Source organism: Cupriavidus phytohabitans, assembly GCF_017815025.1.
Lineage (GTDB): Bacteria > Pseudomonadota > Gammaproteobacteria > Burkholderiales > Burkholderiaceae > Cupriavidus.
In genome coordinates, this window is record NZ_JAGIQB010000072.1 from 1 (window position 1) to 21,217 (window position 21,217).

Sequence of the window (21,217 nt, forward strand, 5' to 3'; positions counted from 1 at the left end):
GTGAAAAATAGCGAGCCCTTCAGCCTTGTAGAGGCAAGCTTCGCTTTTTGCGCGGCTAGTACTTCAGCAGCCTGCTAGGGCAAAGGGCGTTTGGCCAGCGGCGCGATGGCGCCAGTTTCGACCACGGGCGGGATGTCGCGGACAGGTGACATGGCATGCCCCTGCGTTAGCGCAGGCAGTTCTCGTGCTCAAGTTGGCACCCACTTGGGGCGCGATCAGTGCACCCCTTCATCGCGATCGCTCGGATCGCTCGTTCCAGCAAGGCAATCTCATCCAACCAGTCGTCGGGGTTCGACAAGCTTCCTTTTGCACGGATATCAACAAGACCATCACGGGCGGCGACGAAATGCTCAAGAGCCGCGCGCGGTTGCGACAGCTTCAATAAAGCGTTCGCCACTCGCTTGTGGAAAGTCGGGGTATGAATCTGCAGATCAGGGGCCTTGGCCGAAAATTCGATGATCGCCAAGCCAATCGCGATCACTTCCTGATAACTCTTTTGCTTCTGCGCAGTTGACTGCCTGGCGCGCAAGGCTTTGAACTTTTCCAAGTTGCTGGTGAAGGCGTCCATGGCTTGTTCCACGGTTCTCAAAGGGCCGCGGCTGCTTGGCGCTGCCAGCGGCCTGTCAAACGGACTAGGGATCACCCCTCCGCAGCTTCTGCCTTGGGCTTGAGGCTGACCCAGAAACCCGTTCCGTTCTGCTGGTTCATGACCAGGTCGGGGTACGTACGGATCATGTCGGATAGGGCAGCATGGCCGAACGCCTTCGGCGAGAATCCCGGGTCCGTCCGTTTAAGATACTGACCAAGAGCGCCCAAGCCCACCCAGCCGTCTGGCGTGTCGCCAGCGAGCAATTCCACCGCCTTGATGACGGCCTTCGGGCGCCGTTTTGCTACAGGCTTCGGAGCGGCGGCCGCGACGGCCTTAGGCTTTGCTGGGTCTGCCGGCTCCGCGACAGGCTCTGGTGGCACCCACTCAAAGAACTGATCGCTGGCATTGCGCAGCGCATCCGGCGTCTTCGCCTCCCCAACGATATGCACGATGGCTCCGCGCTCGCGGAGCTTGCGGCAGAGATAGGCGAAATCCGAATCGCTGGTGATGAGGCAGAAAGTGTCCGCGCGGGAGTCGAACATGGCCTCCATCGCATCCAGGGCCAGCGCGATATCGGCAGTGTTCTTGCCTGCCGCATATTGATATTGCAAACACGGCGTGAAGGCTAACCTCACCAAGGCCTCCTGCCACCTATGAGCTAGCGTGGCATGATTCCCGTACCCTCTGCGGAGCACGACGCGCCCGAACTGGGCCACGACCCGAAGTGCGTGCTCAAGGATCTCCGGCGTCGTATTGTCGCAGTCCACCAAGACCGCGACCCGCCCTTCCGTTGCTGCTGACTGACCCGCCATTGCATTAATCCTTATCACCTGCGTTCATAGCTGCCCGGTAGGTGTACTTGTGCACCAAAGAATAGCAGATGCACCCCGTTCACAGTATCGGCGGCGGAGGCTGGCGATTTAGCGTTGCGGACCCCACTCTAGTGGGACGCACCCGCCTACATCGCGCCACAGTCTATTTGCCGCGCCGCCACGACCAATCCGGCTTGCGTTCCGAACCGCGCACCGTACCTTGGAGCTCTCCACAGGTAATTTGCCGCACAATGCCCACGCAACTCTCCCTCGCCCTCGAGGCTGCTACGACCCAGTGTCAACCATGGATCAATCGCAAGGTCCGGTACCGCCCGCCGGGCGAGGTGTTCAATTCGTCCTGCGCCGAAGTCGTGGCGATCGCGGAGAACGATGCACGCGCATTTGTCGAAGAAAACCACTATTCGCATAGCTATCCAGCGGCACGCTTCCGCGTCGGACTGATGGTCAAACCCCGCTTTGGCCGCGAGTATCTCGGCGGCGTGGCCGTCTACTCCGTTCCCATGACCCAGAGCGTCATCCCTGCTGTCCTACCGGGCCTAGCACCGGCGCATGGCGTCGAGCTTGGCCGGCTCATCCTGCTCGATACCCCAGAGGTCGGCGTTTCCAATGCGGAGTCGTGGTTTATAGCTCGGGCCCACCGCCTCCTGCGCCAAACCCTGCCCGAGATCCAGGGCGTCGTTGCCTACTGTGACCCGATCGAGCGCCGCGACGCGACCGGCCAGCTGGTGAAGCGATCGCACACCGGCGTGATATACCGCGCTAGCGGATGCCAGTACCGCGGCGTTGGCTCGCCCCGCACCCTCCTGCTCACACCGGATGGCCAGATCGCCAGCGAACGGGCCTTGTCCAAGCTGCGCACAGGAGATCAGGGCCGTGAGTACGCGGAAGCGCAGTTGCGTGAGCGAGGCGCCCCGCCCCGCGGCTTGCACGAGACCCCGACCGCTTGGTTGATCCGACTACGGGAAACCGGATTCCTTCGGCCCATCCGCCACCCGGGAAACCTGCGCTTTGCGTGGGATTGGCGCAAGTAGAACAACGACGTGTCTCGATATTCTCTGCGTCACATGACATATCGTCGGTTCGCGCTGGCGGCATATTGGGGCGGAAATGTCATCCCGGCGGCACTGCGGTAGAATCCATGGCAGCCGCCCCAGCGGCATCATGCAGGAATAGCTTCTTGATGGCTGTCGGTACTTCGTTGAACCGCTGGTTCAACAGAGTCCCGAACTCTCTCCTTACACACCGCCTGTTTGGCATAAAGGAGAACATCATGAATCAGCAAACTGAAATCGTTGCGGTCCAAGAACTTCGCGGCATTGCAGTTGGCGATCGTGTTTCCGTTCAGGATGTCGAAGCCAGCCCACCGCAAGTTCACCAAGGCACCGTCAAGGTACTATGGAGTGACAGCACGGCAAGCATCAAGTGGGATGACAGCCGCCTGCACATTGAGCGTGATCGTCACCTCGTTGCCAATGGCCACGTGGACATCCATCACGTCAGAATACTCGACGCGTAATCCACAGGTACCGCCCCTCCGGGCGGCGGTACCACCACCCCTCTCCCTTTCAAGCAGCCCTGAAAAGGTACTTTGCCCGTCAACTTGCCACGCGCGGCCGAACCGTGTTAATTTTCGGCCAGCCGTCAAGTCGGCATCACCTGCACCACGGCACCCGCCTGGATCCAGTCTCGGGTCCGCACTCCACCCCACAGCCGTCAATTCCTCGACCTAACCTAGGTTGCAGGATTCCCTTCGCTTCTCCGCGCAATCTTCCCCGAACTAATTCGTCGCAAGGCACTCGCTCGCCCCCGTCAAGGTCAAGCCTTCACAGGGCACTGCCTCTCCTGTTTATCAACGCGCCATAGGGCGCACTAAGGAGAGACTTATGGAAACGCAACACAGCGGCGCTCGGGACATGTTTCAGTTCTATCCCACGCCAATCGATCTCGCCACGCGGGTCTGGAAAAAGCTCAAGAACAAGCATCCGGACCGTGTGCTCGAACCCTCTGCAGGCAAAGGCCATCTTTTGAAGGCCATGTACGATGAACCACAGTGGCATGGAAGAACCTATGCCCACGTTGACTGCTGTGAGATCGATTTTCGTCACCATGCGGACCTTCGCGAGCTCGGGGTGAAAATCGTAGGACCCGACTTTCTTGCGATGGAGTCCGGCGCCTGCTATTCGGCCATCATCGGCAACCCGCCGTTTCACAACGGCGAGAAGCACGTCCTCAAGGCGTGGGATTTGTTGTGGGATGGGGAAGTTGTCATGATCATCAACGCCGAAACCGTCCGCAATCCGATGTCGATGGAACGTCAGCGACTCGTCAAGCTCATTGAGGATTTCGGGGATGTCGAGTTTGTTGAAGGCGCATTCGAAGTCGAAGATGCAGTACGCAAAACATCGGTGGATGTCGCTATTGTCCACCTCGTGAAGAAGGCCGATGTTGCGTCGTTTGTGACAATGGACCTTCTGCGCAGCATGCAGCGCGATGCCGTTAGCGGCGAGGATCTCGGCAGAGGGTACGCTCAGGCACAACAGGTGGCGCTGCCCGCAAACGAGATCGAAAATCGCGTCCTCATCTTCAACGCTGCTGTGGAAAGTGCGCGCTCGGCGCTCTTCGCTCAGGCTCAGGCCAGTGCGTACGCCGGCATGCTCGGCGATTCGATGGGTGCGCGATCGGCGGGCCGATCGGATCGGGAGTTCGCACCAACGGTAGAGTGCGTACGCGGCGAGCTCGACGAGGCCTATCGGGACTTGAAGGGTCGCGCCTGGGCTTCTGTCGTCCGCTCGGCCGATGTAACAAGCCGACTGTCGAGTGCCGCCCAGAAGCGGGTCGAGGCTGAGTTCAAGCTGATTTCGGAGCTTGAGTTCACGGTGACAAACATCTACAGCTTCTTGATCGGGATCTGCGAGCAACAAGGCAAGATCCAGATCGACATGCTGTGCGACACGTTCGACCGCATCACCCGCTACCATAGCGACAACACCGCCTATTACCGTGGCTGGCGCAGTAACGACAAGCACTACTGGTCCATCGGTCGGCGAATTCGCTACACACGCTTCATCATTCCAGGGTTCTCGGCGGACAGCTGGCATCGGTCGCCCCCGTGGGAAATGCAGGGTTTGCTTGCCGACTTCGACAAAGGGTTCGCCCTGTTGTCGGGCGACCCCGCTCCTGAGGTCAGCCTGGTAAGTGTCTGCAATTCGCGCTGGGACGAATTGAAGCGTGGAGGTCGCGTGGAATCGTCCTACTTCGACATCCGTTATTACCCAGGGATCGGCACCATTCACTTCTTTCCTCGCGATAAGAAGCTGATCGACCGTCTCAATCGGGTAGTTAGACGTCACCGCGGCTGGCTGCCTGCTGAGAACTTGAAGCTCGATTCCAGCGGCTTCTGGGAGCAGTACGAGAAGGCGGAAAAGCTGGACAAGGAGATCCGCAAAGCTGTTGCCAAGCGTGGCGTCCGCTCGTACGACGATCCGTTCAGGGCCATCGATCGCGAGTCTTACGACGGCCATGACCAGGCTTGCCAGCGGATCGACGAAGCGATGCGGGAAGTGCACGAAGCCAATGGCATTCAGGTTGAGTTTCGACTGGCATCCGCAACGGACGCCAGCTCCGCGACCCAGCATCAGCTACCCCTTCTTGCGGCGGCTTAATAGCTGCAAGGTGATCATTAATCTGTGACCCAAACCCACCGAGCGCCCCCATTGGGAGCCCCGGTGGGTTTGCCTTTTTTCCCGCCGGGCCTACCGGTCACCATCCGTAGCAAAAAATGTCCTTTCCGTCTGGCGCCAGCTTGCAAAGCGCGCCCGAACCATGCTAATTTTCGGCCAGCCGTCCAATCGGCATCACCTGCACCAAGCTGACTTTCGCGTCATTCTCTTCATGGCACCCGCCTGGGCCCGCGTTTCTCCAGTCCGCACTATCCCCGCACCCATCAATTCCGCGCCCTAGCTTTCTAGGCCGTAGGTCCCTTTTCGCCTCTGCGCGCGACTTGCATTCCGACTTTCGCATCGGACCATAGTGTTCGGAAGCGCTCTTACGCCCTGTCAAGGTCTCACTTTGACCGGGCCCCGCCCTCTCCTCTTACAAACGCCCTACGGGCATCACGGAGAACAAAGCATGAAGAACACTCAGCAGGAAACAAACGCACTTTTCGGCGCCACGCTGGAGGCCCAACTCGCTTTCGAAAAAACCCTGATGTTTGGCGGCGTGAAGCGGCTGATGAGTGACATCAAGGCAAAGTCGCGGGACAACTACCAAGTTCCGCTCGAGCTCATCCACGAGCTTCCGGACTTCAACGTTCGTGTCCACGACGAAGGCTACGACCAGCACATCGATAACCTGGCGCAATCGATGCTGACGGAGGGGTTCTACCAGGACAAGCCGCTCGCCGGCATCGTGATCTCGGAAGGCGGCAAGGAAAAGATCTTCGTCGTCGACGGTTACAGCCGACGCAGGGGCGCTCTGAGGGCGAATGCGCTCGGCGCCACGATCGCCACGGTGCCGATGGTCTTCAAGTCGGCATCCACGTCGCTCGAAGATCTGACCGTGGCCCTCGTGCGGGCGAATGAAGGCAGGCCCCTCACGCCCTTCGAGAAGGGCATCGTCTGCAAGCGCCTCGAAGGCTATGGCATGGAACGTGCCGAGATCGCGAAGCGCCTGAACCTGTCGGCAGTCTATGTCGGTCAGCTGCTGACGCTGATGGGAGCGCCGAACGAGATCCGTAAGCTCGTTCAGGCCGGCAAGCTGTCCGCAGAAAATGCCCTCGCGGCGATGAAGAAGCACGGCGAGAAGGCGGTCCAGGTCCTCCAAACCGCGAACGCGCAGGCCGAAGCATCAGGCAAGAAGCGCATCACGGAGAAGAGCTTGCCGGGCGCAAAGCTTGCGAAGGTGATCAAGAAGCAGGCGCCGGTCATGGCGGAGACTCTCCGCAGCGTCAAGGCCGACCCCGGCTTCTCTGCGCTTTCGCCCGAGCTTCGCGAGAAGCTCGAAGCGCTGCTCGGCACGCTCGACACGAGCGAGCAGTCTGCGCCCGAAGCCCAGGAAGCACCAGCCGCCAAGGCCGATGCAACCGCTGAAGCCACGGCGTAACGGCAAGTGAAGCCGGTCCCTGCTGGTCCGCAGAAACAGTGGTCCAGACGGACGTTTAACCATCAAGCGGTGTCAACCCGCCGTCTCTTCGGAGTCGGCGGGTTTTTTCACGCGCCGATCGGCACGCTGCGCCAGGCACAGGCCTGGCAGAGCGTCGCGCTCTCTCCTTTATCAACGCTCCACTGGAGCACAAGGAGATCACAATGAACCGCAACACTACAGAGAACCTCACCAAGCTGCAGTTCGCCCGGCGCATTGCAGGAGCCTTTCCAGGCTTTCTCGGTGACACTGATGTGTCGGGCGCCGAGCTGGTCAATTGGGTCAACGAACACATGGCCGAGCTCAAACTGGTCGAGGGCGGGACTGCCTACAAGCAGCTCCGAAAACGACTGCCCGGCTTCAAGAACGGCGGCGACGTCAATCGCTGTGATCTGGTCGACTGGGTCAACGAAGCGTTTGGCGAGCAGTTCCGGATCGTTGCGTTGGAACCCCGAATGTATCAGGGCACCTGGAGTCATCTGTTTGGGCCCGGCCGTGCGGAAACGCAGTGTCGCATCGTCGTCGACGTGGCAAACGACAAACTCGTGGCAGCGCAGGCATCCGATGGGCCAAAGTGGGTGGATCTGTCCGCAGCAGATATGAGCGATCTCGCCGCATCGCTGTTTGACGCCAACGACGTCAGTGACGACCCGAAGGAATGGGATCTCGCGCCGATCGCCGAGCTTCCGGAGTGGGCTTCGCCGCGGGAAATCGACCCGAACCACGCAGAAATCGCTGCCGAGCTTCATCGGCTCCGGTCGGTTGCGCCTGGTTGGCGACCGGAGACACTTCGGGAATCGGCAATCGATACCTTCTCCATGAAGTGGGGGATGACCCGGGACGAGGTCCAGGAAATCGTCGATTCGTTCCTGGCTAAGTCAGGTGCAGCGCATGCTGCCCATGTACTTGTGCCAAATCTGTAAGGCGTTACCTTGAAACCTTCGCCCGCCGTACGTCCCTTGTGGATGTCGGCGAGCGCTCCTCTCAAGGACCACTATCCCTTGCCTGCCGCACCCTCGGGGCGCGGCGCAGGTATTTCGTCCCCCAATTTAGCCAAGGCGCGTGCCTTCTCTAAGCCGGCGAGCGCTGCAGTTCAAAGCACGCATCCAGTTCCCAATACTCAGGAGTCAGCATGTCCTTCGAATCGCCCACCCTGAAGTTCGATCGCCGCAAAGCGGAGGTCTTGCGGGCCTTTGACGCCTCCGCCTGGCTCAAAGGTGCCGTAGCGCAGTTGTGTGCCAAGGATGTCGAAGACGCCGTCAAAGATGCCGAGCTTCTGCTTGATCTGATGAAACTTCGCTCGGACGAGGTCTTCTCGCATGCGAGCAGAATCGCGGCAGCTGGTCTGAAGTCCGAGAAGTCCGCGAGACACTGGTGGTTTGATGCGGTGGCGCCCCGGCGCCCTGTAGCGCCACTTTTTCTCGCCGGCCCGCCGGCACCATTACGACCGAAACCGACCATGACCGCCAATAGCACGGCCAACACAGCCAATGCCGCCAATTCTCAGGGACTGCTTATGTTCGAAAGCGAGGACGAGGCGGCGCGACGTGCTGCGATCGACGACCTGCACGCACGGACGGCGCTCTACACGGCAAGTCCTGTGGTCGACGACCTCCTGGTACGCCTGGGCTGGCCGAGCGGTACCGCCAGGCTTGTGGATCCGAGTTGCGGGGATGGGATGTTCCTAGCCCGCGCCCTCTCCGCGCTGCTCGCCGCCAGGCCCGCCGGGTTTGATCCTCGTGGCCAGATCGAGGGGTGGGAAATTCACCCGATCGCGTGTATTGAAGCACGGTCGCGTGTCGCAGGAATCCTCGTTTCGCATGGATGGTCGCACGCCCGCGCAGCGACGCTCGCCACCCACATGGTCCACAATCGCGACTTCCTAACCGAAGGGCCGACGACGCCGCAATGGGACATTGTCGCGGGGAACCCTCCGTACCTGCGAGCCGCCAATGTGCCGGACCTGCTCAGGACCGAGTACAGCCGCCATGTGCCCGACTACGCGCAGGGCGACTTACTGCACAGCTTCCTCGAACGCTGCAGCCGTACTGTTCTGCCGGCGGGCAGGATCGGGCTGGTGACGTCGGACCGCTGGTTATTCAACCAAGGCGCTAGCCGTCTGCGCGAGAACCTAGGCCAGCGCCTGTCGCTAGGACCACGCCGTCTGGTGCTGACCACAACGCACCAGGACTGAGGAATGACTGAAGCCGAACAGATAGCAGAACTGCGGGCGGCGCTGGAAACGCTGGTGAAGCTGCACAAGGTGGCTGGCAAGATGCCCTCGAACCTGGTCGCTCGGTGAAAAAGCTGGGATGCACGAGGATTAGCGCCGCCATTGTCCCAGATTTTCTTTTCTACAGCGGAATCTTTACTGCTTATTTGGGGCTAGATGAACTCCCCGCCGCCGAATTGACCGCCTTGGAAACGAGCGGCCGCCCGCTGCGAAATTGCCGCCGCACAGCGCAGCAAGCCCTGCCGAGCTGGCCGCGGCCCCGACAAGCTGCCGCCTGCACATGTACGGGATGCTCAATAGGCAGGAATGTTGCTTGCGCCAAAGCACGCAGAAACGGGTACGCCGCAAATCGAGGCTCGCTCCGAGTCACGTTCCTCGGTAAGAGGGTGATTGGAGCCACCGCAGCGCGTGACACTGCGGGATGAACATGTGAGACCGTATCCCGATTTTCTACCGGCGCAATCGAAGTAGCCCCGTAAGGCGACGAACTTGCCTGTAACCAGACGGTGAAAATGGACCAACTCGACTATGCCGGCGCTAGAGCGCCGTATCGCGAGCAGGTAGTCCGAGGTGACTCAAGTCGTTCGGCTGCGCCCGAAGCACTGTGGCACCACCTCAGGAAGATAAGCCGGCGAGGAACCTCACGGTTCTCCCGCCGGTAGACATTGCTGAGGTCGCCAGTGGAGTCATCGTGTGAGCCGACCTGTCAGGTGTGACTCGCGACAAGCTGGAAGTCAGCGTCCATGATGGCAACCTGCGCATTGGAGCGGAAGCTTTGCGGCAGCTCAAGTCGCGCCTGAATGCTCCCACGAAACGTTCACGCGCCGTACTAGCTACTGTCAGGCGAGTCGCCCCCATACGAGGCACCGCGCCCATGTTTTCCTGTTTCAGGCCGGGCGCAAATGCAGCCATTCCGATGGAGTCGTCCGTCAAGCCTATGCTGACCGGTGGAATGGCACCAAAGCGCTGAGAACGAATGCTGGAAGGAAAGCCGCCAAACACGTCCGCCATCTGCCTTTGCGGGGCGGGTACGTCCCTTTATGGGTCGGCTCAACGGTCTTCTCGTATCAGGTTCTCGCATTAAATCGCTTGAAGTGAATAAAGCTTCACGTGCTACGGGCTAATTTGGCTCGCTTGGGTGATGCGCCCGGGGTTCCTTCCTAGCATAGTTCTCCTTTGTCGGTGGACTTCGTCAAGCAGAGTTGCAGAGGGCGACTATCGTTGTGGCGAAGAGCCGTGTTGTGAGAAGTAAGAATGATAAGAAATGCCAGACTCCGAGCTGCGAAAGCAGAGGACCTGGAGGCAGTGAGACAGCTCTTGGCGTCGTGCGGATTGTCGCTTCCTGAATCAGGAAATACAGCGCCGTTCTACCACTTGGCAATTGTCGAGGACTGTCTTGTTGGTTGCGCATGTGGCGAGCAACGGTCTCAAACCTTTGTAGTCCACACGGTTGCTGTGCTGCCCGATTATCGCGGACACCGCCTGGCCACTCATCTCGTTAGCGTGCTCCTGACAAGAGCGCGGGCCAATGGCTGCACGAAGGCTACCGTCTTGACTGACGTGAACCCAACCTTCTTCGCTCGATACGGCTTCTCGTTGACCCCGACCGATACCGTCGTTCGAGAGATGCAGTTGTCAATTGAATTTCTCCGTCGATTCGGCGCACGCTCTCACTATATGTGCCGACAGCTGTAGACGTACCAATGCGAGAGAGCCGTTTGGGGGGGGAGCAAGCAAGACGTCTAGCCTCGCAAGAGTGAGCGCGAGCTATACGCGTCAGCCGGCGAAAGTCGGCAGCCGATTCCGCGCCGGAGGGCGCTTAGAATGTCCTGTTTCGTTAGGACAATGCGCGAGTCAACCGGAACTATCCGCGACGGAGCCGCCCTGATGTGCAAGGAGAGGCTCCGCCGATGCATCCTTCTAGACAGTCGGCACTTCTGTCTCGGTCTCCACCCCACTGGCAATTCTCGCCACGTCCATGTTGGCGAGTTCATCAACACCAGCTTCGGATTCCGATGCTAAGCCCGCCTCATACGCAAGCTGCTGACGGAACCACTTGTCGCGCATGACTGGGTCAGCCTGAAGCTGCCGTTCAATGGCTTGCGTCTCACGGTATTCTGCCGCCGCTGCTGACATGGTCCAGGAGACCTGCAAGCCGAGTTCGTCGACTGTTTGTCGCAGGTCGGCGATTCCGACGCGGAAGAATTCTTTGCGAGGGTTCACCTTGTTCACCTGAACTTCAACGAATTTCCGGTGAAGCAATGTCTCAAGGGCGGGAGCATTGTCAGACCAAATCATCGCATGCACGTCGAAGGCGAACGGCACGCTGGCGTCCCCAAGTTCCCGCACACGGTCGTGCGGGTCGAGACGGCGCGTCATGCCAACCTTGTAAACGTGCTCACCAAATGACCCGACGTTCGAAATGACGTACACGTGGCCGGCCTTGGTCTGTTGCGCCATCGATAGAGCGCGCTGGTTCTTGTCTTCTGCGAACTGCAGCTTCTGCGCGAGTTCTGCCAACTGCTGCTCAAACTGGGCGCGCTGTTCTTCGGAAGCGCGAGCGACCTGCTGTTGGGCCTTCTCCATTGCTTTGCGCAGCAGCGCCTCCTCTTTCTCGGCATCTCGAATGGCACGTTCGTACTCCCGGCGAGCACGCTCCTCTTCGCGCATCTGTTCGCGAATACGACGCTGCTCGTCCTTCTCCTTCTCTCGGAGCTCTATCGCTCGGACGGCCCACACGAGCTCGTCAATGCGAGCGTCGATGTACTCCTTCAGGATTCGCGCATTGCGAAACGCCGTGCCGTTATGGTCCACAAGAGCAGCTGCATCCTTGATTTCCTGTTGTAAGATGCCAAAGTTGTCGACCTTCACTCGGGAAAGGATGGAATCGACTTTGCCATTGAATGCGTCCACTACAAACCGGATAGCAGTGACTCGGCGGTTGTTTTCGACATAGTCGCAGGCCGCAGCGCGGCCCTGCGCAACCATAACCTTCGAGTACTCGCGAACCACCTTCAGCTGCTTACCCGCCTCTGTGTAAGAGTACTCCTCGGCGAGCTCGTCAAGGAGACTGTGGCTTGGAATCATGTACTGGTCGCCGTATCCCTCGATGACGTTGCGCATCGCAATGCTGATGGCTTCCAGCTTGTCCGCTTCTTGGACTGCCCGCATCGCATCGCCAGCCACCTCTTGCGCACGCTTCTGAGCGTCATCAATGACTCTGGCGGCTTGAGTGCTTGCTCTGGCCAGCACTTGCTCGGACTGAACACGCTTGGACTTCGCATCGGAGTTCGCCTCCGCCAACAGACGTGAGGCCTCGAGCTTCGCCATTTCTATCGCCGCGGTTGCTTCCTGGTTCGCCGCTGAGACCTTGGCTGCTGCTTCAGCGATGAGACGCTCGGCTTCTGCTGCCGTGTCTCGCACGTGAGAGAATGCCACTAGTGAGTCTCGTTCGCGTTCAGCTGATTCCGCGCGCTCAGTAAGCCGGTTGATGACCCGTAAGTTTTGCGAATCGAGCTGCTCCTTCGCGAGGCGCAACTCATCAAAACGACGGCTCACATCTTCATGTGCAGCCTTTTCCTGCTTAACAGACGTCTCCAGCTTTTTGCCATGCCAAGCTAAAAACAGAAGGCCAGCAATTAACAGTACAACCAGCAGTTCCATATACTCCCCACTTTTCTTGTGTCCGCGCGGCCTCCATGTGGAGCCTGCAAGCGGGGAATATTAACCGGTAGATTACCTGGACTTGCCCTATGCTCACCCCCCACTTTTAGGCGGTGGTGCGCATCGCCCGACAAAGCTAGGGCTGTGAGCGGCCTCGCCGAGTATTCTCAAGACAAGCTTCGTCCATAGATTACTTGGACTTGTTCTGCTCCTCGTTCACAAGTCGTCGGAAGTCCTGAGCAAACTCGCGCATCTGGTCGGTGAGAAGCTGCTGGTTACGCCTTCAAGGGAACCCAGGTCTGGTGGCAGATTAGGTCAGCATTGCAGCAAGTTCGCGTGCTGAGCAAGGAGTACGGCGCTCCGGACCCCGCCGAAGTCGGTCGTGCCTTTCGGTGGGTGCCGCTTAAGCATCTCTGGACCGGGCATCCGACACGCTTCATGAGTTACGTATGGCAGGTTCAAGCAGCGCCGCGCTGGCAGAAGTCCATGCGACCGCCCCCGCCGACTCAATGTTCACGCGCGAGGTACTAGTCGACAGACGCATGTTCGACGACTTCACTCGACATCTTCCAGCGGTTCTGGCCTGCATGCAGCAGGCAGTCCGAGCTCTTTGGCTTGTCTCGCCCTGCTCTGAAAGCAGCATTCCTGGCCCGACATTACTGACGCTGGACCTCCAAGAACGTGATGTTGTTGTCCGGGTCCCGATATTGACGGACTGCAGCGATGGCTGTATCTGGAAGACCCGCCAGCAAGGCCAGCATTTCCTTCTCATCCCGGTAAATCAGCCACCAGTCCATCGCAACTTCCATGAAGCCCACGTCTTCGATACCTGGCAGGAAATTCGCAATTTGTAAAGTGCCGCCAGACCCAAGCATGTTGAATAGGTTGGACGACACTCGACCTTCCCAATTCAGTGACACAAAGCAGCCACGAGCGGTCGGGGAAGTCCGAACAGCAAGGTTCGAGGCTGAAAAACGTTCCAGCGGGTATTCGTGCTGCATACCCGAGATTTCACACCACATCTCTGTGTCGATGCACATCGCGCCGCTACGTGGCGCGACGAGGGCAAGCGCACCCCCGTCGCTGCTTCCTCGCGCTCTCGGCGGTGAGCGACCGAAATGAGATGGCTGTATTCAGACGCCATGCCTACTTCAGTCTGACGGCGTGCTTCCAGGCCGACGTCAACCACTCCCAAACGGGGACCTCTTCAAACGTCTTTGGCAACAGCATGCGACCAATCTCCACGCTTGCGCTCAGCGGCGTCGCGGGGTGGAGATGGAGAATCCGTACACCGGCGCGAACAAGCTGCATCAAGAATGCGTTGAACTCCCGCCGAAAGGCCTGCACGTGGTCTTCGGTCCTGATGATTCCTCGGTTGGGCTCGATGGCCTGGAATTCCACGACATTAGCCATTTCAGGCCGCACCGCTCGATTCGATATGCTTATCACAGCGGCCACTTCCACAGGCAAAGTGGCAGGCACTTCATAGCAGAACTGCGGAGCCGGACAATCTGGCCGCTTGTCCCACAACCATCGCTCACTCGGTAGGTCGAGCACTGTGGCCTCGGTCTTGTCACCCAATAGCGCGCCGAGTTTCATGAGCATCGGTATGGGTGCAAACGCGGCAATAGTTAGATGTGTAGCCCCATTTCTTGCCGTGATTGCGGGATAAATTTGCCTGTCGTACATATCGGCCACAACACGCTCGGCACGCGGCCAGAACTCTGGCGAGTCATCGAGGACGTCGAAGTCACTCCTATCAATGTGAATGGCATTGGTGAAAGGGAAGCGCGTGTAGCGGCTGTTCTCCAGCATGGCGTGGTGAACTTGCTTGAGTTCGATGACCGGCACGTGCGCACCCACAGGAAAGGACATGAGAATAGGCAAGCTGTCCTTCACTCCTGTCGCGGAGTAGATGAGTTCCATGCGAGCCTCATGGTCACGCTTCATCGCCCGTAGCTGCTCGGCGGTATATTCGTTATTCTGACCGTGGCGGTCGATACGGTTATGGCAGTCAAAGCAAGCGAGCATCAGATTGCTCGGGTCCTTGGCGAGCCGTTCGGACTCACCTGGAACCCCACGGGCTCCGGCAGGGCTATCTGCAATAATATGTGCGTACTCACCGACGATGCACTTCGCTTTTGTCAGAAAGTCCCTATCGATAGGCTTGCAACACCCCCTGAATTCACACCGACCGCCCGCAGCAATCCATAGGTCCCGACGGGCATCCATCGGAATGTAGGCACGCTCTTGCGTTCTAGCCATTTTTCACTTCCTCTTTCAGTTCGCGAAACGAGCCACCACGGCTCAGGCACCACACCCGAATTCGTTGCGTTCCCACGATGGGAAAAAACAAATAGTCACCTTCGAACGTATCGCGCGATACGGCCTGCTGCCAATCCGCTCGGTCAACGCTGCTCGGCGTTGGGTCCTCTTCCGGATGCGTATGCCACAAACCAAGGTAGGCCAGAGTGTTCTTTTGGCCTTGCCAGCGTTCACGAGCGAGCGCTTCGTGCTTCTTCGAACGGAAGAAGCCGAACCTGCTGCGACGGTCTGACCCCTGCGGGGTAGTAACTTCATCGACTACCACATCTGCTGAATCGAGCAAGAAGCGTCCAAGTAGCACGCCGCCTGCCTCCCTATGCCAGCATCTATGCTGGGCGAAGGCATTCATTTGCTCAACTGCATGCTCCACTACGATGAGCCGCTGCCGCGACGTGACGCGAAATACAAGCCTCAAGTCGAACCCCGACATCGTTTGCAGGGCCGACCGAAGGCGCGAAACGACGCTTCCGTTTGCGAAGTGTGCTTCGCAGTCAGCCACCAGTTAGTCGTGCGTAGCCCTGCTTCTGCCGCGGCAACGCCATCACCGACCCAGAACCGGTACGCTGGCGACACCTTACTTGTGAGCGCACTAAGGATGTGTTCCGCTGCCAGGAGCCCAGACTTGCGAGCTTGTAGCGCTCCATACGGGACGAAGGTGCTCGCGCATCCAGTGAGGTTGCGGGATACATGCTGGTCTGGCTCGAGAAATGAGGTTCTCGGGTGTAACACTGGCTGCCCTTCATCATCGCGATACAGGCAATCAAGACATCCTTCCCCATCGCTCCAAGTCAGTACCGAATGGCCACCAAGGTCCAGTGCCTCTAGCCAGGTGAAGACCACAGGGAGCCGCTTCGCTTTGCCTCGAAAGTATCGAGAGAAAGACCGCTCAAGGGTAGGCGCTCCGAAGGCGATTACGATTCCATGAAAGTCGGCCAAGGTGGCATTCTTGAGCCACTCCTGCGCTGTTTGCGCTACCGCGGTCACCTTGACGCCGGGATACCGTCGTTCAAACTGAGCACGCAACCCACGAACTTTGGGAAGGTCAATCCAAACCGGGTCCAGAATATGGCGAAAGACGTTGTCTTCAGAGAAATTGTCCGAGTCCACCAACGTAAGCCTACCAATGCCGGCAGCAGCCAAAGCGTCTGCAACGACAGAGCCGACAGCTCCGCAACCCAATACCACCAAGTGCTTGTCCATCAGTTCCAATGACGCTCCACCACGCTCACGCATGTACGTTGGCGAGTGGCGTCTCAAAACAATCGGAATGATTTCGACTGTAGGGTCTACGACGCCGCGGTTGGCGCCGAATACCGCGCCGATGAGAGAACGACCGCCGGCGGCTCTCGGCACGGAGATTAGCAACACAAGACGTTTCGGTCCGCTCCTCGATTGCCCGAACAGCTCAGTCCACAATTCGAGTTGCGGCGCTGAAAGCTTGGCGCAGACCGCTTCGATAAAGGTCGCCCCCAACTTGTCAGGATGTGTCGGTGGCAACGGGAGTTCATCCAGATGCAGATAAAGTGCTCGCCTAGTGGCTAGCTCTTTCGCGCGCAACTCTGAAGGAACAGGTTTGCTACGCTCGGTGATATACCACTTAGGCGGCTTCTGCTTGGAATCCACATATGCAGTGAGAAGCCGGTCGCGCCCGTCGACTTCGAAGACAGCGCGGCCAGTCCGACATGTCGGCAGTCCACCCCAGTAGCCCTCCAGTTCGTTGAAGAACTCTGCCCCGCCGGTGACTGCATCGGCCGCGGATTTCTCGAGCAAGTCATATCCGGCCAAGACCGTGTAGGCGACAATGTCAGCATGGCGGTCTGGGTCAAGCGATAAGCCTTGATTGTCAGTGACACAAACCGCTCCACCGTAGCCGACATGCGCCAGCAGCCCCCGAGGGCCGCCCAGGGAAAGATGGGGTAGCTTTAGCGCAGTCTCGTTGCAGTCGACGTAGAGGTCCCATGTGCGAGTGGCGCCCTGCAGCTTGACGCCGATGTATTCATCCTCCGCGTCGGCGAGCCTGACGAGCGAGAGCCCGCGCTCAGCACATTGCGCTGTGACAGCCCGGTAACAGTCGTCCAGGCTGTTCGTTGGAGGCTGTGTGACATCCCTCACGCAGAGCTTCCCGTGCTGATGACGGGCGCGGCAACTGCTTTGGCGGTTGCCGCCTTTTCCGGAATCTTGAAGTCATCACCAAACTGCTTGTTCAGCAGCTTGCAAGCATCCTCCGGCAAGTCCTCGTCATAGGCATCATTGAGTGTGTCGCGCAGCCCTTCGAGCTTTTCCTTGAAGGTGGCCATCTGACCTTTGGTCATCCACGCCATCAGGTCGCTGTACGGCGTCACCGGCAAAGTGACCTTCAATCGTTCATGCCAGCCGTCGTCTTCCGTGTGGTGCATTTCAAAGCGCGCCAATATCGCCTTGACCCAATCAAGAAGAGCAAGCAAGTCAGTTGGTTTTCCCGAAATCGCAAATCGTGGGCTAAACCATTCCTTTGCGGCCACCGTGAGCGCGATGCTCAGAGGTGCCCCTCCGTTACGGAACTGGACATTGCGCCAGCGTTTGATGTAGCGGATACAGCGGCGATACTGAGCCAGCTCGTCCGAATCCTTGAACGCTTCGCAGATGACTGTGGTCAGCTTCTTGGGGTCAGAAGCGTCCCAGACTTTGAATTCGTCCGTTGAGTTTTCCTTGCCTTTGGCAAGGTCAAGCAGGTCGTCATCGCGTTTAGCATAGATGGCGAGGTCAACATGGTAATCCGTCTTACCGTCGCGTACGTAGTTGACAGTCACGCAAGGACGCCGAATAGCTACCGTACGGCCGTTCGAGTTGAGCGCATCCCGAACCTTCCTCTTCAGCACTACCGGGTCTGGATACTTGTCGCGCTGACAATCGAAAATGAGGCCGACATCGATGTCGTAGTTGCCATCCAAAGGCATGACGCCGGTGTGCATCGAATAGCTGCCTTGATTGAAGGACTCGAAGGACGGAACGTCGTCCTCAAGGTTCGCCTTTAGCGCCTTGACTAGCGTATCGCGCTTGTCCCGGAGTTTGGCCTTCTCATCGTCTTCAGCGAGCTTGATGCTCGCATGAAAGTCTTCAAACTGCGTTTGCACTGCAGGCATCTTGGAATCCTTATCGTCAGAGCACAGCCAAGCCACGGCAGCCGCGATGAGCCCAACACTAAGGAACGGGTGCATATGTATAACATGCGGTGGTGGCACGGACGTCACAGCATACTACATTTAGTGGGAAAGTTCGCATTAATCACTAAATATGGAATAACTTTTCGGCTACTCCCTGCAACTGCCGGTGAGGCCGGGGACGTTACAACCGGCAAAAATCTGCCGGTAATGTGTCATTTACCAACTTAAAAGGCAGAATGTTGCCGGTTATGGCGGGCCGTGGGCGGCGGTTGGGGGGATGTGATGCAGCAACTTAGCCACGCTGCTGGGAGGCAAAGTCCAGTTGCGATGGAAATCGAGCTAGGAACCCGGCTCCGGGCTTATCGCGTCAATTGCTGCGGGCTAGACCAGGCGACCGTGGCAGAACGTTCGGGCATCAGCGTACGAACCCTCCGGAACCTAGAAATGGGCAACGGCTCGTCGCTCCATACCCTCATCTGCGTGCTTCGTACCTTGGGGCTGGAAGACTGTCTGGATACCATTGCTCCTACTGGCGTGCATCCGCTAGTGCGTACCCGGCATAAGCGACCACGCCAGCGTGTCAGCAAGCTCCGGCGGACTCTCGAAGATTGAGTTGCTTGCGCAATGTTGATTGACACTTTTAAGGCATCGGCCTCTTACGCTGCGCTGCCGGCGCGACGACCGCACCGGCCGCTACACTGACCAGTCGAACCTTCAGGGACTGCAGGCATGAACAGACTTCTGGGCATTGGATTTCAGGTTGCTGGCCATTGGCTGCTTGACGACGGCCGCTTGCGCATCGCTATTCGGCAGCATGGCTCTCAGCGGAACGTGCTGTATGCGTTTGTTTGCGATGGAGTGGTCAAGTACGTTGGCAAGTCGACGCAGATGCTTCGGTCGCGAATGGCTGGGTATGCCTCTCCTAGCCAATCAGCGAGGACAAACTACCGGGTCCGCCAACTCATTCACGACATGGTAGCTGCCGGTGCGGCCGTCGAAGTTTTCGCACTTCCAGACAACGGCCTGATGCACTACGGGCCGTTCCATCTGAACCTCGCCGCTGGCCTGGAAGACAGCATCATCCGGACATTGAATCCCGAGTGGAATATGACCGCAAGCCATCGCAAACGAGAGCGCGGTCGAGACATTGGCGATTCAGGAAAAGTGGATGAGAAGGCTGATGAGGAGGAAGGTGATGTTGAAATGGCACAGCCCGACATTGCTGAGCCGGAAGGGACGTTCGAGTTCAAGCTTCAGCCCACCTACCGGAGAACAGGTTTCTTCAATAGCGGCATCGCGTCATCCCCCTTGCTTGGAGCGGACGGTGACACCGTGGAGATTTTCTTCGGGGAGGAGCCAGAGCCACTGTTGGGTACGATTAATCGCAGCGCCAATTCAAATCGCTCTCCGCGCGTCTTCGGTGGGCCGGCTCTCCGCCAGCGCTTTCAGACGCTGCCTGAGATGACATCGATGGACGCGGAAGTGCTATCCCCGACGTCGATTCGACTTAAGCCGAGCACGGAAGCTAGCGATACGATTCCGTCTATCTCCACCCTTGGGTGAGGCCGACGGTATGCGCAGATATAATTGCCGCTTGCCCACAATTGGCTAGATTCGATGGAGCAGCTTCTCGAAACAACGCGTCTTCTCGCTGAGGTCACGCGAGTTGCGGCTCTTCAGCCTAAAGACCGCCTGCAGGACTCTTGGTGCCGAGCACTGATGCGTCAGCCGGGCGCCCGCCGCCACCTCGATAACCTGCAAGGGCTTCCCGCTCACGTTGCCCAAGCTAGCTATGTGGCAATGGTGGTGGGCTGCTTCCTTAGCCTTGACGACTCTATGCCCGCACCATTGCCCGTGTCGAGGCCAAAGGCGGGCAGGATTCGGGCGGCCGCAAGGAAACTGGATGACGAAGTGGAAGGCGTTGCGGCGTTGAGCAGCACTGTCGCGCAGCCGGAGTTTCGGGCTGCCCTCGACCAGCTACGTGTTTTTTTCCCACCTGAAAACGTTCCTGTCCGCACCCGCAAAGGAAATCCTGAACGCAGACAGTTTATTTGGACTGTAGCGGAAGCCTTCTACGGCCATTTCGAGTGCTTCCACATCGAGGCAATCGGCGAAATCGTCGCCATGCGTTGGCAAGAGACTGACGTCCGCATAGTGCGTCTAGAACTGACGGACGAGCGCCTGGGCAAAATTGCGGAGCAGGCGAAGAAGAGAACGCTGGCCAGCGGTAAAGCGGCTACTGCCACGGCCGCCGCTCTGACACGGGCACAGCGTAAGGTTGGCGGAGTAGCAGAGGACGTACGAACCGACGCACAGCGAATCGGCGACGCGCTAGCCGCACTGAACGGGATGGCCGACCGCGAGTTGGGCGCCAGTCTGGTTCAGGGGCTTCAGTCCATCTTGGCGGACTTCGACTACCAGCATCCCGAGGGCTGAGTCAAGATGCCAAAACGCGAAAATGAGCGATTTGGCGTCCGGAAGCCAAAGCGAGGTTTCTCGAAAAGTGCCGACTTATACTCTTGTCGGCGGAAACGAGAAGATTGAGGGGTCATAACTTCACCGCGTAAAAAGCGGCTGCCCTCATGAATTTCGAACTGTTTCCTTCCTACGACGACGCTAGCCATACCTATCCGACGACCGCACTCAAGACGGCTTCGCGCGACGGTCGCCTCGCTGAAATCGCCAAGCTGGCCCGCGGCAATCACCACACGACGCAGACCCAGCGCTTGGCAATTGCGCTCAAGGAACTCCAGGCAGTGTCAACGTATGAGTGCCGCAAGTTCCTGGACATCTATTGCCCGCCTGCGCGCAAGTTCGACCTGGTGCAGCAGGGCTTCAAGATTGAAACGCACTGGCAAACGGTTCGCGTCGAGAGCGGCCAAATGCATCGCGTCGGCGTCTACGTGCTCGTGTAAGCGGGCAGCCAGGAGGAGCGGCGGCGAAAGGGGCCATGTGCGACTCGGTCCGCTGCTCGATTTAACCCTTGCAAAGGCTGCATGCAGGTCTAGATTGAAGAAGCGGAAAAAGTTTTGCGTGGGTTCCCGCAAAATCGCGGTGCAACAAAGCCGCGCGATGTATGACTCAACAGTTACGGATATGCCGTGTCAGAGTTGGCTTTGCGGACGAAGAAATGCGCGCAATCCGAAACTAGTAGGGTGAGGAAATCCGAAACTGTTCGACGTTGCCATATGCGCAATGTCGCCTGGCCCAAGGCGAACGTTGCGATATGACTGTCCCGCCCGGTGCCACCGTCGAGGCAGCGTCGTTTACCGCAGTGGGTGACGTGGTGCGC

The 21,217-nt window shown here is 58.7% G+C and carries 20 protein-coding genes and 1 pseudogene; 11 read left to right on the forward strand and 10 right to left on the reverse strand.

Annotation, left to right across the window (positions count from 1 at the left end; translation table 11 throughout):
* Nucleotides 1–166 precede the first annotated feature (166 nt).
* A complete protein-coding gene (locus J8I34_RS30500) occupies nt 167–568 on the reverse strand; it encodes a hypothetical protein (RefSeq protein ID WP_209777505.1) in 402 nt (133 codons plus the stop codon).
* 71 nt (nt 569–639) lie between these two features.
* Nucleotides 640–1,401, reverse strand: coding sequence for an NYN domain-containing protein (locus tag J8I34_RS30505; RefSeq protein ID WP_209777506.1), 762 nt, complete (start codon nt 1,399–1,401; stop codon nt 640–642).
* A 251-nt stretch (nt 1,402–1,652) separates the two neighbouring features.
* Here J8I34_RS30505 and J8I34_RS30510 point away from each other — a divergent pair, with 251 nt between their 5' ends.
* The 6 genes from J8I34_RS30510 (at nt 1,653) to J8I34_RS30535 (ending at nt 8,755) form a co-directional block, all read left to right on the forward strand.
* The gene (locus tag J8I34_RS30510) at nt 1,653–2,453 is read left to right on the forward strand and encodes a Mom family adenine methylcarbamoylation protein (RefSeq protein ID WP_209777507.1); all 801 of its coding nucleotides are present in this window, start codon (nt 1,653–1,655) and stop codon (nt 2,451–2,453) included.
* Between the two features lie 239 nt (nt 2,454–2,692).
* A complete protein-coding gene (locus J8I34_RS30515; protein WP_209777508.1) occupies nt 2,693–2,938 on the forward strand; it encodes a hypothetical protein in 246 nt (81 codons plus the stop codon).
* Nucleotides 2,939–3,305: 367 nt separating this feature from the next.
* Nucleotides 3,306–5,084: a DUF4942 domain-containing protein gene (locus J8I34_RS30520; protein ID WP_209777509.1), complete on the forward strand. Its 1,779-nt coding sequence runs from the start codon at nt 3,306–3,308 to the stop codon at nt 5,082–5,084.
* Between the two features lie 466 nt (nt 5,085–5,550).
* Nucleotides 5,551–6,522 (forward strand): ParB/RepB/Spo0J family partition protein, encoded by a 972-nt coding sequence (locus J8I34_RS30525; RefSeq protein ID WP_209777510.1) that lies wholly within the window; start codon nt 5,551–5,553, stop codon nt 6,520–6,522.
* A gap of 203 nt (nt 6,523–6,725) precedes the next feature.
* Nucleotides 6,726–7,484, forward strand: coding sequence for a hypothetical protein (locus tag J8I34_RS30530; protein ID WP_209777511.1), 759 nt, complete (start codon nt 6,726–6,728; stop codon nt 7,482–7,484).
* A 209-nt stretch (nt 7,485–7,693) separates the two neighbouring features.
* Nucleotides 7,694–8,755 (forward strand): Eco57I restriction-modification methylase domain-containing protein, encoded by a 1,062-nt coding sequence (locus J8I34_RS30535; protein WP_245176257.1) that lies wholly within the window; start codon nt 7,694–7,696, stop codon nt 8,753–8,755.
* Between the two features lie 920 nt (nt 8,756–9,675).
* On the opposite strand, the pseudogene J8I34_RS35555 reads toward J8I34_RS30535, so the two are convergent.
* Nucleotides 9,676–9,805: pseudogene (locus J8I34_RS35555) on the reverse strand (Hsp20/alpha crystallin family protein); the annotation flags it as partial.
* Nucleotides 9,806–10,048: 243 nt separating this feature from the next.
* On the opposite strand from J8I34_RS35555, the gene J8I34_RS30540 reads away from it, so the two are divergent.
* The gene (locus J8I34_RS30540) at nt 10,049–10,489 is read left to right on the forward strand and encodes a GNAT family N-acetyltransferase (protein ID WP_209777512.1); all 441 of its coding nucleotides are present in this window, start codon (nt 10,049–10,051) and stop codon (nt 10,487–10,489) included.
* Between the two features lie 225 nt (nt 10,490–10,714).
* Here the strand turns inward: J8I34_RS30540 and J8I34_RS30545 are convergent, their stop codons facing one another.
* From J8I34_RS30545 to J8I34_RS30570, 6 genes are all read right to left on the reverse strand, one after another.
* On the reverse strand, nt 10,715–12,457 hold the full coding sequence (locus tag J8I34_RS30545; RefSeq protein WP_209777513.1) for an SNIPE associated domain-containing protein: 1,743 nt from the start codon (nt 12,455–12,457) through the stop codon (nt 10,715–10,717).
* A gap of 656 nt (nt 12,458–13,113) precedes the next feature.
* Nucleotides 13,114–13,458, reverse strand: a complete 345-nt coding sequence (locus tag J8I34_RS30550; protein ID WP_209777514.1) for a hypothetical protein — start codon at nt 13,456–13,458, stop codon at nt 13,114–13,116.
* A 145-nt stretch (nt 13,459–13,603) separates the two neighbouring features.
* Nucleotides 13,604–14,383, reverse strand: coding sequence for an SAVED domain-containing protein (locus J8I34_RS30555; RefSeq protein ID WP_209777515.1), 780 nt, complete (start codon nt 14,381–14,383; stop codon nt 13,604–13,606).
* Between the two features lie 331 nt (nt 14,384–14,714).
* Entirely contained in the window at nt 14,715–15,131 is a 417-nt protein-coding gene (locus J8I34_RS30560; protein WP_209777516.1) for a Mov34/MPN/PAD-1 family protein, read from the reverse strand.
* 62 nt (nt 15,132–15,193) lie between these two features.
* The gene (locus tag J8I34_RS35560; RefSeq protein ID WP_209777517.1) at nt 15,194–16,894 is read right to left on the reverse strand and encodes a ThiF family adenylyltransferase; all 1,701 of its coding nucleotides are present in this window, start codon (nt 16,892–16,894) and stop codon (nt 15,194–15,196) included.
* Nucleotides 16,891–17,904: a nucleotidyltransferase domain-containing protein gene (locus tag J8I34_RS30570; protein WP_209777518.1), complete on the reverse strand. Its 1,014-nt coding sequence runs from the start codon at nt 17,902–17,904 to the stop codon at nt 16,891–16,893. The genes J8I34_RS35560 and J8I34_RS30570 overlap by 4 nt, the downstream gene beginning before the upstream one ends.
* Before the next feature lie 348 nt (nt 17,905–18,252).
* On the opposite strand from J8I34_RS30570, the gene J8I34_RS30575 reads away from it, so the two are divergent.
* The 4 genes from J8I34_RS30575 (at nt 18,253) to J8I34_RS30590 (ending at nt 20,840) form a co-directional block, all read left to right on the forward strand.
* Nucleotides 18,253–18,537: a helix-turn-helix transcriptional regulator gene (locus J8I34_RS30575; protein ID WP_245176258.1), complete on the forward strand. Its 285-nt coding sequence runs from the start codon at nt 18,253–18,255 to the stop codon at nt 18,535–18,537.
* Nucleotides 18,538–18,654: 117 nt separating this feature from the next.
* Complete coding sequence (locus tag J8I34_RS30580) at nt 18,655–19,488, forward strand: GIY-YIG nuclease family protein (protein WP_209777520.1); 834 nt, start codon at nt 18,655–18,657, stop codon at nt 19,486–19,488.
* A 54-nt stretch (nt 19,489–19,542) separates the two neighbouring features.
* Complete coding sequence (locus J8I34_RS30585; RefSeq protein WP_209807916.1) at nt 19,543–20,361, forward strand: hypothetical protein; 819 nt, start codon at nt 19,543–19,545, stop codon at nt 20,359–20,361.
* Nucleotides 20,362–20,507: 146 nt separating this feature from the next.
* A complete protein-coding gene (locus J8I34_RS30590) occupies nt 20,508–20,840 on the forward strand; it encodes a helix-turn-helix domain-containing protein (protein WP_209777522.1) in 333 nt (110 codons plus the stop codon).
* A gap of 173 nt (nt 20,841–21,013) precedes the next feature.
* Here the strand turns inward: J8I34_RS30590 and J8I34_RS30595 are convergent.
* A partial coding sequence (locus J8I34_RS30595) for a hypothetical protein (RefSeq protein ID WP_209807919.1) occupies nt 21,014–21,217 on the reverse strand: 204 nt, incomplete at its 5' end.